Source organism: Clostridium sp. TF11-13AC (genome assembly GCF_003481065.1).
Lineage (GTDB): Bacteria > Bacillota > Clostridia > Lachnospirales > Lachnospiraceae > Otoolea > Otoolea fessa.
The window spans coordinates 1-13,373 of sequence record NZ_QUKJ01000010.1 but is presented as its reverse complement, the minus strand read 5'-3'; the positions used below and the strand labels follow the sequence as shown (position 1 = coordinate 13,373).

The following is a 13,373-nucleotide window of genomic DNA, read 5'->3' as shown; positions in this document are numbered from 1 at the left end:
AATTCATCTCCCGGACTGCACTGTCCGAAGCGCTCTCCGGTGATATCCCGCGCCCAGAGTATGCCAGTTCCCGCAACCGTGAGAAGAATTCCAATTTTTTTGAATCTTTCTATTCCAAGACGCGCTCTGAAGTGCTCTATCCACGAAAAGAATCAATACCGCCAGCCAGATAAAAAGCATCCGCTTTTTTCCCTGTGAAAGAACAGATAATACCGGGATCGGATTCCAAATATAAAGATACAGGCATTCCCACACTGATTCCCGGCTTCCGTTTTTCCCGGACAAAATATATAAAAGCCCGGCTGTCACCAGATCCATTGCCATGACTTCCAGGAAGCCATGAACCTCCTGATTAGAAATGGCAAAGAATACAAAGCGCGTAATCAGATACCCGGCCGCTGCTTTCCAGCAAAGCTTTCCCGCCATCCCCCGCTTTTTCTTTTCCTCATACAGCCAGATGACAGTCAGGCACGCCGTAATGGCGATACAGTAAGCTGATTTCATTCTGGCACCTCCTTTAACGACTTTTTTAAGTGCTCCATTTCGGTGGCACTCCCCTCAGACACGCCGTTTCTTTCTCATCGCTATAATTTATATACTCCCGGGATCCTCCCTGCACATACGCAGGAAAGAGCTCGGGAGTATATGAATCTGTTTCCATCATCCTATATGCAGGAGAGCAAAAACAAGGTTAAATTATAGATGATTGTAATCGTCCCAAATCTGAACTTGGCCGATTATTTTCACTTCGTACTCTTAGTTTCAGATTGATCACGGATCTGTTGGCTGCGTTGTTGGCTGCGACGGCTCCGTTGTTGGCTGCGGCGGCTCCGTTGTTGTATCCCCTTCCGTCTCTTCCGGCTGGGTCGGTTTCACGGTCGACGTCGGGTTTTCGGTCGGTTCTTTCGTCGCCGGTGCATCACTCGGTACCACACTTGGCGTTTCACTTCCACCGCCTCCAGAATGTCTGCGTTCTTTGGATGTTCTGGAATTCAGCTTCGGTGTATCGGCATTGGTCGTCTCTAAGATGGTCATCGTTCCGTCTTCTGCCACTTTTACCTCAAAGCTTCTCGCTGGTCTCGGCTTGCGGCCGCCGAACGATGTGCCATCGTTTTCAAACGTATAAGGAATTCCGTTGATACTGACAACGCCCGTTGCCATCTCTCCACTGTCCGGTGTGCCAAAATAATAGGTTTTTCCATTGATCCATACGACACCGCTGACCATTTCTCCCGACGCCGTACAGAAATACTGTTTGTCCCCGTCTTTTACCCAGCCGATCTGCGGTGCTCCCTGTTCATTCAGGTAATACCATTTTCCATCGATCTGCTGCCAGCCTGTCTGCACCTGTCCGTTTAGGATGTAGGCTCTTGCACTTCCTGTACCTATCCATTCGGCAAAAGCCGGTCCGGCATACAAGCCCATGATCAAAACGGCACTGAGTGCGCAGGCACCCACCTTCATCCATTTGCGTTTTCTCATCCTCATACCTCCTCGTATTTTTATTAATCGAAAAGCTGTCTTTCATGTATTTTTTATTTTTAATTCTGGAGTTTTTCTTCTTTTTCACGGTTTCAAGCTTTTCTTGTTGTATTCATCTTATCATTTGTTTTATTTTTCTACAATTTGCACTGCACAAGATGTCATTTTTTTACACAAGATGTAAAAAAATGATACACTAACCTTGACAAATTGATTTTCAGAAGCCTTCATCCACAAACACAAGGGCGGGAAAGGTTCCAGAAATGAAAACCCCGGCTGTGAGTGGATAAACTTACTCACAGCCGGGGTTTCATTTTCACATCTGTATAAAATCTCTTAGCCGATCACATCCGCCATATCATACCGTCCTTCCGGCTTTCCTGCCAGGAATTTGGCTGCCTGTACCGCACCCTTTGCGAAAATCGCCTTGGAATAAGCTGTATGATTAAAGGTAATCACCTCATCCTGACCAGCGAAAATGACATCGTGTTCGCCTACGATTGTGCCGCCGCGGATCGCCTGAATACCAATCTCCTTCGCATCACGTTTCTCACGTGTAGCGGAACGATCGTATTTGTAATGGTATGTATTGCCCATCGCCTCGTTGATCGAATCTGCCAGCGCAATCGCCGTACCGCTCGGAGCATCCACCTTCTGATTGTGGTGTTTCTCCAGAATCTCAATATCAAATCCAGCCGGAGCCAGAATCTGCGCTGCTTCTTTCAGAAGCTTTAAGAGCATATTGATACCAAGAGACATATTTGCAGAGCGAAGAACAGCTGTCTTCTCTGCCGTCTCTTCTACCTTTGCCAGCTGTACCTCGGAAAGTCCTGTCGTACACAGAACAACCGGCATTTTCTTCTCTGCACACCAGTCGAGAAGTTCATCGACAGCTGCTGCATTGGAAAAATCAATCACAACATCCGCTTCTACCTTGCATTCGTTCAGAGACGCAAAAACCGGATAATCATTTTTCTGCTCGGTTCTCATATCAATACCCGCAACGATAGAGATCTCCTCGTCCTTCGCTGCAATTCCGGAAATAACCTGTCCCATGGCGCCGTTGCAGCCATGCATAATTGCTCGTACCATCTGTTAAAACCTCATTTCCCTATCTCATCCTAATTTTAACGGTTCTTATCACTCTTTCAGGCTGATTCCGTAATTTACCAGTTCTCTTCTCAGACGATCGCGGTTTGCCGGTTCCATATCCACTAACGGTTTACGGAACGGACCCACTTCCTCGCCCATCATGTTCATCGCTTCCTTAACCGGAATCGGGTTTACCTCGCAGAACAGCGCCTCAATCAGTGGAATTGCATCTATCTGCATCTGTCTTGCCTTCGCTACATCGCCAGCCTTGAATGCCGCGCACATATCATGTACCTGACGCGGTGCCACGTTGGATAATACGGAGATAACGCCCTTTGCGCCCAGTGCCATCATCGGAACCGTCTGGTCGTCGTTGCCGGAGTAAATATCAACTGATCCGCCTGACAGGCTTGCAATCTGTGCGATCGCGGAGAAATTGCCGCTTGCTTCTTTGACACCGACGATGTTCTCATATTCCTTGCACAGTGCCACGATCGTCTCCGGGGTGATATTGACGCCGGTACGGCTCGGTACATTGTACAGAAGGATCGGAAGATCAACTGCCTTTGCGACCTCTGAGAAATGAACCTTTAAACCCTTCTGGGTTGATTTATTGTAATACGGGGATACGAGCAGAAGTCCGTCTGCGCCTGCCTTTTTCGCTTCGGTAGACAGATATACCGCTGTCTCTGTGCAGTTGGAACCGGTTCCTGCTACAACCGGGATTCTCTTATTTACGACCTGGCATACGAAACGGATCACCTCGATGTGCTCCTCATGGCTTAATGTAGCCGCCTCGCCGGTCGTACCGCAGGCGATAATACAGTCTGTACCGCCAGCGATCTGTTCTTCTACGATCTGCTCCAGTTTCTCATAATTTACGCTTCCATCCTCATGAAATGGCGTTACCAGCGCTACGCCTGCTCCTTCAAAAATAGACATTTTGTTTCCTCCTTATTCTTTTGCACGATGGCTGAGTTTCTATTCCAGAGTCCGTTTCTGTCCCTGCTTCAAACGAATGTTTGCAGCCTGTCGGTCCTGAGCGTACAAAAAGCTGGCACGACGGCCAGCTCTATGAATTCAAATCCAAACTCCCAGTAGCTCCCCATCTGTCGATGACAGTTACAGAATTCTTCATCCTGCACCCAGGAACTGCAGATACAGGCGCCGCAGCCCTTCGGCGTATCATCCTTTCAGCTGTCTTCTCCTGCACCTGCCGCATCCGACCGCTTACTGATAATCAACGCAACCTCTACTTGTTTTTTCTATCTTAGCATTACTTTGAATACTTGTCAACCGTTCATGCACGCATGATCGTTTGACGGCTTCAGGCATTCCAGGCGCGTCACCTCGTCTGCATGCTCCTCTGCCCCAGCCGGGCATACTTTTCCGGTCAGAATCAGATCGACATTCTCCTCGTGCGCTGCCAGCAGTGTTTCCAGGGCATCGTCTCCGACCAGTTTCTGATCTAACACCCCAAGAAATTCATCCAGAATCAGCATATCGCATTCGCCGGTACAGAGTACTTTTTTTGCAAAATTATACCCGTTCTGAATATTGCAGAGCTCTTCCTTTTTGCCTTCTTCAGAGAGATTTTCATAATACTCATTCTGTTTTTCAAATCGGAATACTTTAAATGCCGGCTCCAGCTGTTTTAACCCATCTGCTGTCTCATGGCTCAGCACTCCCTTTAAGAATTGTATCATAATTACCTTCCGGCCGTGCATGGCTGCACTGACACCACGTCCCAGTGCCATCGCTGTTTTTCCCATCCCGGTGCCGAAGATGATATGAACTTTCCCCTTTTTCATTTCCCTCTCCTCTTTCTGTGCCTCCCGCTGCGCTGGCGCACAGACTGTCTTTCCTGATGTCTTTTTACACACAGGCCTGTGTGTTTTATTTCTATCCATCCAATAATCGTTTTACGAATTCTGTAAACTGCCTTATTCTAGCATATTTTATCTGTTTTGGCAAGCTATGGCAAAACCAGCCATTTATCATGTCCTATAGATTGCATAACCGGCTTCAAACTTTGCTGTAACATCCTAAACCTATCCTATTCTTCCACGCACTCCAGCTTGCTGACCGACACCTCGTATGCCACACGTTTCTCGCACTCTGTCTCGCTCAGTTTCTTCGTATATTCACGGCTCTGCACGCGCCCCCACACGCACACGTGGCTTCCCACGCCAAATCCGGACGCATAGCGGGCATTTCTGCCCCACGCAATACACGGTATGTAATCGGATTTTCCATACGGACGGTTGACCGCCAGCAGCATATCGGCAATCTCGCGTCCCAGCGGTGTTTTCCGGTAGATTGGCTCCTTGCAGATATAGCCTTCCAGAAAAATCTGGTTGGTTTTGGTGTAATCCGTAAATTCTTCCAGGAAATGAATCTCACGGACAAACACAGACAGCACCAGACGGTTTTTCGCGCCCTCATGACGGTTGTAGGAACGGAACTGGCCGATCGCCTCCATCGTCATTCCGCGGTAGTCTTTCGATACATCCAGAAGCCGTTCTGAAATCATGAGTGGAATCACGTCCACCTGATCGCTCAGACGGCTGACTGCCAGGTCTGCGATATAAAATCCTTCCCCGAATACTTCGTGGCTGAATGTAAATTCCGATACGACCTCACCAATCACGCTAACCTTGTTGTTTTCAATCATTTTTTCCGACATAGTATCTCTCTCCTCTTCTTTTTTGCAGTTTTTCACGGCAGGTTCTTGGAGTCCTGCTTCTTACTGTATATATGTATGAGGGGAATGACCGTTTTAGAAGAAGAAGTGAGGGGGAAATTTCGACAGGGTGGGGGACATGAATCGACAGAGGGAATGGGATCGGCAGAGGGACGGAAACGGCGGGGCACGTCGTTTCCTAGATATCTCTCGCTTGAATATACGAAAAGGAGCAGCTGGCTTGCGCGGCTGCTCCCACTTTACGATTATTTAGCTATTTTTACGGCTGATCATCGCTCTCTTTCTCAGAGTCGGATCAAGAATCTTTTTACGGATTCGTAAGCTGGTCGGGGTGATCTCGAGAAGTTCATCGGTATCGATGTAGTCGAGGCACTGCTCCAGGCTCATGATTTTCGGCGGAACAAGGCGGAGGGCTTCATCGGCGCTGGAAGAACGGGTGTTTGTCAGCTTTTTGGTTTTGCAGACGTTTAACTCGATGTCTTCCGGTTTTGCGCTCTGTCCGACAATCATGCCGGAGTAAACTTTAACGCCCGGTCCGATGAACAGGGTTCCGCGCTCCTGGGCATTGAACAGACCGTAGGTGATGGACTCGCCTGCCTCAAATGCAATCAGGGATCCCTGTTTGCGGTAACTTAATTCGCCCTTGAACGGTGCATAGCCGTCAAAGCTGGTGTTTAAGATACCATTTCCCTTTGTATCGGTCATGAACTCGCCGCGGTAGCCGATGAGACCTCTGGACGGAATCGAGAACTCCAGTCTTGTGTATCCGCCGCCGATCGGGCTCATGCCCTGCAGCTCGCCTTTACGGCTGGTCAGCTTCTGGATAACAGCACCGGTAAAGTCATCCGGTACATCGACGTAAGCGATCTCCATCGGCTCTAATTTGCGGTTTCTTTCGTCATATTTGTAGAGTACCTCCGCCTTGCTGACTGCGAACTCAAAGCCCTCGCGGCGCATGTTCTCAATCAGAACGGACAGATGCAGCTCGCCACGGCCGGACACCTTGAAGCAGTCAGCGGAGTCTGTCTCCTCTACACGCAGGCTGACGTCGGTATTCAGCTCCCGCATCAGGCGCTCGCGGATATGGCGGGAAGTGATGAATTTACCTTCCTGACCTGCCAGCGGGCTGTCGTTTACCATGAAATCCATGGAAATGGTCGGCTCAGAAATCTTCTGGAACGGAATTGCCTCCGGTTTCTCCGGGGAGCACAGGGTATCACCGATGTGGATATCTGCGATACCGGAAATCGCTACGATCGAACCGATCTTTGCTTCCTGTACTTCTACTTTATTCAGACCTTCAAACTCATAGAGCTTACCGATCTTAACTTTGCGGAACTTGTCCGGCTCATGATGGTTGACGATGACGCAGTCCTGATTTACTTTCAGGTAGCCGTTGTCGATCTTACCAACGCCGATACGTCCTACATACTCGTTGTAATCAATCGTGCTGATCAGAACCTGTGTTTCTGCATCCGGATCTCCCTCCGGCGCCGGGATGTAATCCAGAATGGTCTGGAACAGTGGCTTCATATCCACATTCGGATCGTCCAGGTTCTTCTTTGCATATCCAGAACGTGCAGATGCATATAAGAATGGACAGTCAAGCTGCTCGTCGGATGCATCCAGATCCATCAGAAGTTCGAGAACCTCGTCCACAACCTCCTCCGGACGTGCTTCCGGACGGTCAATCTTATTGATACATACGATAACCGGCAGATCCAGTTCCAGTGCTTTACGCAGAACGAATTTGGTCTGCGGCATCGCGCCCTCATATGCGTCTACCAGAAGGATAACGCCGTTTACCATCTTAAGAACACGCTCTACCTCGCCGCCGAAGTCCGCATGTCCTGGTGTATCGATAATGTTGATCTTGGTGCCGTTGTAATTAACAGCCGTATTCTTGGACAGAATCGTGATACCTCTCTCACGCTCAATATCGTTAGAGTCCATGACACGATCGACTACTTCCTGATTGGCACGGAATACACCGCTCTGGCGAAGCAGCTGGTCTACCAGCGTCGTTTTACCGTGGTCAACGTGAGCGATAATTGCAACGTTTCTGACATCTTCCCGTTTCATTTTCATATCTGCTTACTCTCTTTTCTTATGATGATTCATTACATGTACTAATTAATAATTATTTTCTGTCACAGACAAGCATCCTGCCGTTTCGTCTTTGGCAAAGGATCCGCCCACAAAATAATACAGCTTGTTATTTTAGCATTTTTTTATCCATTATTCAATCTTTTTTTACAATAAAATGATTTTTCCGTCATCCATGCCAAAATAAACCTCATCCAGTTTTTCGATCCGGCATCTTCCATTTGTGCCCTCTATGAGCTTCTTCTCCGCTGCTCCCGCCTGGTCAAACGGCACCAGGATCGTCAGATCCACACCCTCGCCGTACTCGCTGTCCAGAATCGGCAGCTCTGCTTCTGCCAAAATGTACTGCACCTTTCCAAGCCCGCTGTAGTCTGTCCCAACCTTCCATTTACGAGCCAGGCATTTTTCCAGAACCACACAGTTTTTAAGACCTTCCTGGAGCGCGCCGCCGTATGCCCGCACCAGTCCGCCAGTTCCTAAAAGTGTCCCGCCAAAGTACCGGGTCACAACCGCACAGACGTTGTGAAGCTCGCGTCCCAGCAGCACATCCAGCATCGGGCGTCCCGCCGTCTGCGCCGGTTCGCCGTCGTCGCTGCAGCGCGCCACCTCGTTATTTTCTCCGATCGTAAATGCCGAACAATGATGTCTCGCATCCCAATATTTCTTCTTGACTTCCGCAATAAATGCCGTCGCCTCTTCTTCCGATTCCACCGGGCGGATCTCCGCGATAAAGCGGGACTTCTTCTCCACAATCTCGCCCTCGCCGCCCTGATAGACGATTTTATAGCGCTCTTTCATCTTTTCCTCCATCTATGAACTACGCATCCTTAAAACGGATGTTTTTTCACTTCTTTAACCGCTTGTAAACCTTAGTTACTGTTCACGCATACGTGCCCACTAACAAACCTTATCTTTTATGATACCGTAAAAAAAACTTCATGACAATAGTATTTATTTATCCTATGAATTTTGATATAATTGGAAATACTGTATTTATTAATAGAATGAACCACTACGAACCCAAAGGAGGTTCTCATGAATTACGGTGTAAAAGCAACCAAGAAACGGATCCGGGCAGCCAATTCCCGGAAGAAGAAATACGCCAACCGGCTGTTTCTGACCTTCTTCAAGACTGCCTTTGTTCTTGTTCTGTTTCTCTGCGTGACGGGTGCCAGCACCTTTATCGGCATGTTTAAAGGCATTCTGGACAGTTCGCCAGACTTCAACCCGGACAGCTTCACCCCAAGCGGATATTTTTCTACTATATATAATAGCGCCGGGGAAGTGACTGACACGCTGGTCGGTTCCAACTCGAACCGAATCGAAGCATCCTACGAGGATTTTCCTCAGGATCTAATTGACGCGTTCGTCTCCATCGAGGACTCGCGTTTCTGGCAGCACAGCGGTATCGATCTGCGCTCCATTTCACGCGCCGTGGTCGGCGTCCTGACAAATAATTATAAGGGCGGCGCCAGCACCCTGACCCAGCAGCTCATCAAAAATACCGTTTTCAACGGCGGTATGGAGACAAGCAAGGGTTCCAAAATCGAGCGAAAAATCCAGGAACAATATCTGGCGCTGCAGCTGACAAAAAACGTTGATCGGAAGGTCATTTTAACGAACTATTTAAATACAATCAACCTTGGCAGCAATACACTTGGTGTCAAAGCAGCGGCGCTGCGCTATTTTAATAAGGACGTCTCCGATCTGACCCTTTCTGAGTGTGCGGTCATCGCCGGTATCACTCAGAATCCGGCAAAGCTGAATCCGATCAGCGGCGCGGAGGCAAATGCCGCCCGGCGCAAGGTCATTTTGCAGGCAATGTATGAGCAGGGCTATATCTCAAAAGAAGAACAGGAGGAAGCGCTGGCGGACGACGTCTATGCCCGTATCCAGAATGTCGATACGGCGCTCAAGGAAAACGAGACACCGTACTCCTATTACACGGACGAGCTGATCAGCCAGGTCACTGAAGCACTCAAAGAGCAGCTCGGATACACTGACACGCAGGCATCCAACCTCCTGTTCAGCGGCGGACTGCAGATTTACACCCCGCAGGATCCGCAGATACAGGCGATCGTCGATGAGGAAGTCAACAATCCTGCGAACTACGACGCGGCGCGTTATTCGGTTGAGTACCGCCTTTCCCTGACCCATCCAGACGGGAAAACACAGCATTATTCACAGGAGACTCTGAAAACATGGATTCAGCAGGTCAAGGGACAAAGCGGTTTTGACGGGCTGTTTAATTCCGAGGAAGAGGCCCAGGCGGCGATCGATGAGTACCGCACCGTCCTCACGCAGGACGGAAGCACCGTTCTAGGGGAATCAGTTACCATGATTTTAGAGCCGCAGACCTCGTTCGTCCTGATCGAACAGTCCACCGGCTATGTCAAGGCAATCAACGGCGGGCGCGGACAAAAGACGGCGAACCGCACCTTAAACCGTGCGACCGACTCCCTGCGGCAGCCAGGATCGACCTTCAAGGTCATTTCCTCCTTTGCCCCGGCATTGGATGCCTGCGGCGCGACCCTATCAACTGTTTACTATGACGGACCATACTCTTCCGGTGAAAAAGAGTTCCGAAACTGGTGGGGCAGCGATTACAAGGGCTATCACACGATCCGCGACGGCATTACCTATTCCATGAACATCGTCGCCCTGCGCTGCATGGCGGACACGGTAACGCCGCAGCTCGGTGTCGAATATGCCGAACGGCTGGGAATCACTTCCCTCGTAAGCCAGGATCAGACACTCTCGACAGCACTCGGCGGTCTGACAAAGGGCGTCAGCAACCTGGAATTGACAAATGCATTTGCGGCGATCGCCAACGGCGGCACCTACACGAAGCCTATCTTCTTTACTAAGATTCTGGATCGCAATGGAAAGATACTGATCGACAATGAACCGGAGACGCGGCAGGCGCTCAAAGACTCTACCGCCTATCTTTTAACCAGCGCGATGCAGGATGTTATGCAGAGCAATACAATGTATACGCGTTCCGGTTCTGGGGTTAAATCGACCGGTACGACAGCGGCGATTCCCAATATGAGCTGCGCCGGAAAGAGCGGTACGACCACCAGCAACGTCGATGTCTGGTTTGTAGGCTTTACGCCGTACTACACTGCCGGTATCTGGGGCGGGTGCGACAATAACCAGCCATTAAAAGGCGGCACCGTTTCAAACGGCGGTACCAGTTATCACAAGCGCATCTGGCGAAATATCATGACACGTGTCCATGAGAACTTAAGCGACCCTGGATTTACGGTTCCGGACAGCATTGAAACTGCTGAAGTATGCCGCAAATCCGGCAAGCTTCCGGTTTCCGGCGTCTGCAGCAGTGACCCGCGCGGAACGGCCGTCTACACCGAATATTTCGCAAAGGGCACGGTTCCGACCGAGACCTGCGATCACCACACCCGCGTGACGATCTGCTCCGCCTCCGGCGGCATCTCGACTGCCTTCTGCCCGACGAACCAGCAAACTTCCAAGACAGTTATGGTCGTTCCGGAAGACGGCGGCGAAACGGACGATTCCCGCTTCTCCATGCCGGGTGAGTGCAAGATTCACAATGGTTCGTCCACGATCATCCATCCTTCTGAGAGCGCCGATTTCTCAGCTCCGGGCTACAGCCCCGATTCAGATAATCTATCGGCTCCGATCCACTCTGCGCTTCCACGCCCGATGGCGGGAAGTGGACGGAATGGAAATAGTATTCCGATTGTTCCGGCGAATCCGGAGCAGTAACAACAAAAGTGACTGTGAAGGTACTGAACAGTTACCAACAAAATAATATATCTGCAAAAAGCTGCTGTAAAAAATGACATTCATATGCCTCTTTTACAGCAGCTTTTTATTTCCTCAACTTGATTTTCTTTTGCTTTCTTTTGCTTTCTTTTACTTTTCCTTCTTTCGTCTTCTCTCTAATCCTTCATCTTGGGTTTGCAAATCAGCGACGACAGATAGCCGAAGATCAACGCCCCGGAAATCCCCGCCGCACCCGCCGTGAATCCGCCGGTGAACAGCCCCAGAACCCCATCCTTGTCAATTCCATCCCGCACGCCCTTCCAGAGCGTGTTTCCAAACCCCAGCAACGGCACCGTTGCCCCGGAACCCGCCCATTTGGCATACGGTTCGTACAAACCGATCGCACCAAGAATCGAGCCACATACCACCAAAAGCACCATAATCCGCCCCGGCATGAGTTTCGTTTTATCCATCAGAATCTGCACGGCGGCACAGAGGAGTCCGCCGGTCACAAATGCTTTGATATAGTCCATTTTTCTGCTCCCTCTCTAAAGCTCCTTGCAAATACTTATCATTCACCGAACGATTCTTTTCCCTCAAGCACCACTCCATGGGCAATCCCCGGCACATTCTGCCCCTCATTAAAGCTGATCTGGGACAGCAGCGCCCCGGTCGGCACAAACAGGACGCGTTTCCACTCACCCGCCTGTATTTTCGGAAGAATATAGCCGCACAGCACCGCCGCGGAGCAACCGCAGCCGCTCCCGCCCGAATGGGTATCCTGCGTCTTCGGGTCAAACATTTCGATCCCGCAGTCCATATGGATGCTGGAAATATCCTGTCCTGCCTCGCGCATAAAATCAAGCAGGATTTCCTTCCCCACCATTCCCAGATCGCCAGTGATGATCCGGTCATAGTCAGATGGTTTCCGGTTAAAATCACGGAAATTCTGCAAGATTGTGTCTACCGCCGCCACCGCCATTGCCGCCCCCATGTTCATGGAATCGCGCACCTGCATATCAACGATCTTTCCGGGAGTAACCGCCGGGATACAAGGTTGAAATCCGGGATGCAGGTTCTCCTGTCCAGAATTTTTCAGCGATTCCGACACATTTTCTTTTGCTCTGCGCCCATCTTTCCCTTTATTCTTCTCGATCATCACACACCCGCACCCGGTCACCGTCCAGGTTGTAGACTGCGGTCTCTGATTCCCATACGCCAGCGGAAACCGGAACTGCCGTTCTGCCGAGGCAAAATGGCTCGATGCCAGCGCCAGAACCCGGTCCGCATAGCCAGCCCCTGCTGCCATCGCCCCCAGAATCATCGCCTCCCCCATCGTCGAGCACGCGCCGTAAAGCCCGAAAAACGGGATATCAAACGATTCCACACCAAACGAGGTCGCCACAATCTGCCCCAACAGGTCTCCCGCAAACAGGCAATTCACATCCGCCGCCTGTCTGCCCGCCTTATCCAGACATTTCTGCACTGTCTGGCGCTGCAATTCACTCTCCGCCTCCTCCCACGATTTTTTCCCAAACATCGGATCCGGCTCCACCCGGTCAAAAAAACTTGCCAGCGGTCCCTCTCCTTCCGTCTGTCCCACGATCGATGCCGCCGATGTGATGATGGGCGGATGTTCAAACTGGATGCTTGATCTGCCTGCCTGCATAAAATTCCTCCTGAAATACAAAAAGTGTCATCAAAAATATAATGTTCAAACTTTCGCTACAACCTCAGTATTTACACAAACATACATTTTTATGTTTCAAGAAATCTGCATTTGCTCAAGTGAGATAAAGAAGTAAAAGAAGTGTAAAAAATTTTGCCGTTCCTATCCGGCACTTAGCTCTTGTGTCGGATAGGTCGGGCGGTTATTCGGGCAAGTCCACCTTGCCAACAAAAGAATAATAAATCTCAATGTCCTGTCTGCGGGTCTTGTTCTCGTCATAGCTGCACTCATGCACAACGATTTTCTCTACAAACTCCCGCAGCAGAGTAGGGGTAAGTTCTTCAAAGCTGGTATGCCGCCGGACAACATTCATAAACTTTTCTGCGTTCACGGTGGCTTCCTGTGCTTTGGAAAGCTCCGCTTGGATAGCGGCGGCTCTTTCTTTCAGCTCCCGTTGTTCTGCTTCATAGTCTGCCGACAGCTCTGTGAAACGCTCGTCTGATATGCGCCCGGTCACACTGTCCTCATACAGCCGCTTGAAGATAGCAGATAACTCGGCTATGCGTTTCTCGG

General features: G+C 50.1%; 12 protein-coding genes and 1 riboswitch. Of the genes, 1 reads left to right on the top strand and 11 read right to left on the bottom strand.

The window, feature by feature from the left end; translation table 11 throughout:
• Positions 1 to 3 precede the first annotated feature (3 nt).
• The 8 genes from DXD12_RS14255 to DXD12_RS14220 all read right to left on the bottom strand — a co-directional run bounded on the left by DXD12_RS14255 (position 4) and on the right by DXD12_RS14220 (position 8,194).
• Positions 4 to 504: a hypothetical protein gene (locus DXD12_RS14255; protein WP_118638567.1), complete on the bottom strand. Its 501-nt coding sequence runs from the start codon at positions 502 to 504 to the stop codon at positions 4 to 6.
• A 267-nt stretch (positions 505 to 771) separates the two neighbouring features.
• Positions 772 to 1,482, bottom strand: a complete 711-nt coding sequence (locus tag DXD12_RS14250) for a hypothetical protein (protein ID WP_182430837.1) — start codon at positions 1,480 to 1,482, stop codon at positions 772 to 774.
• A gap of 336 nt (positions 1,483 to 1,818) precedes the next feature.
• A complete protein-coding gene (gene dapB / locus DXD12_RS14245; RefSeq protein WP_107001533.1) occupies positions 1,819 to 2,574 on the bottom strand; it encodes a 4-hydroxy-tetrahydrodipicolinate reductase in 756 nt (251 codons plus the stop codon).
• A gap of 48 nt (positions 2,575 to 2,622) precedes the next feature.
• On the bottom strand, positions 2,623 to 3,516 hold the full coding sequence (gene dapA, locus DXD12_RS14240; RefSeq protein ID WP_118467484.1) for a 4-hydroxy-tetrahydrodipicolinate synthase: 894 nt from the start codon (positions 3,514 to 3,516) through the stop codon (positions 2,623 to 2,625).
• Positions 3,517 to 3,664: 148 nt separating this feature from the next.
• Positions 3,665 to 3,837, bottom strand: a riboswitch (Lysine riboswitch).
• Between the two features lie 29 nt (positions 3,838 to 3,866).
• Complete coding sequence (locus tag DXD12_RS14235; protein ID WP_118638566.1) at positions 3,867 to 4,385, bottom strand: cob(I)yrinic acid a,c-diamide adenosyltransferase; 519 nt, start codon at positions 4,383 to 4,385, stop codon at positions 3,867 to 3,869.
• Between the two features lie 245 nt (positions 4,386 to 4,630).
• The gene (locus DXD12_RS14230) at positions 4,631 to 5,260 is read right to left on the bottom strand and encodes a single-stranded DNA-binding protein (RefSeq protein WP_022359532.1); all 630 of its coding nucleotides are present in this window, start codon (positions 5,258 to 5,260) and stop codon (positions 4,631 to 4,633) included.
• Between the two features lie 267 nt (positions 5,261 to 5,527).
• Positions 5,528 to 7,366 (bottom strand): translational GTPase TypA, encoded by a 1,839-nt coding sequence (gene typA / locus DXD12_RS14225; RefSeq protein ID WP_117795171.1) that lies wholly within the window; start codon positions 7,364 to 7,366, stop codon positions 5,528 to 5,530.
• Positions 7,367 to 7,531: 165 nt separating this feature from the next.
• The gene (locus tag DXD12_RS14220) at positions 7,532 to 8,194 is read right to left on the bottom strand and encodes a YigZ family protein (RefSeq protein ID WP_347475160.1); all 663 of its coding nucleotides are present in this window, start codon (positions 8,192 to 8,194) and stop codon (positions 7,532 to 7,534) included.
• 225 nt (positions 8,195 to 8,419) lie between these two features.
• Here DXD12_RS14220 and DXD12_RS14215 point away from each other — a divergent pair, with 225 nt between their 5' ends.
• Positions 8,420 to 11,131, top strand: a complete 2,712-nt coding sequence (locus DXD12_RS14215; RefSeq protein ID WP_118638565.1) for a transglycosylase domain-containing protein — start codon at positions 8,420 to 8,422, stop codon at positions 11,129 to 11,131.
• 176 nt (positions 11,132 to 11,307) lie between these two features.
• Here DXD12_RS14215 and DXD12_RS14210 read toward each other — a convergent pair whose 3' ends face one another.
• The 3 genes from DXD12_RS14210 to DXD12_RS14200 all read right to left on the bottom strand — a co-directional run.
• Positions 11,308 to 11,664 carry a SpoVA/SpoVAEb family sporulation membrane protein gene (locus tag DXD12_RS14210; protein WP_022359528.1) on the bottom strand — a complete coding sequence of 119 codons (357 nt, stop codon included), beginning with the start codon at positions 11,662 to 11,664 and terminating at the stop codon, positions 11,308 to 11,310.
• Positions 11,665 to 11,702: 38 nt separating this feature from the next.
• The gene (locus DXD12_RS14205) at positions 11,703 to 12,800 is read right to left on the bottom strand and encodes a stage V sporulation protein AD (RefSeq protein ID WP_118638564.1); all 1,098 of its coding nucleotides are present in this window, start codon (positions 12,798 to 12,800) and stop codon (positions 11,703 to 11,705) included.
• A 202-nt stretch (positions 12,801 to 13,002) separates the two neighbouring features.
• Positions 13,003 to 13,373, bottom strand: a 371-nt coding sequence (locus DXD12_RS14200) for a DUF4368 domain-containing protein (RefSeq protein WP_118638563.1), incomplete at its 5' end; no start/stop codon positions are given.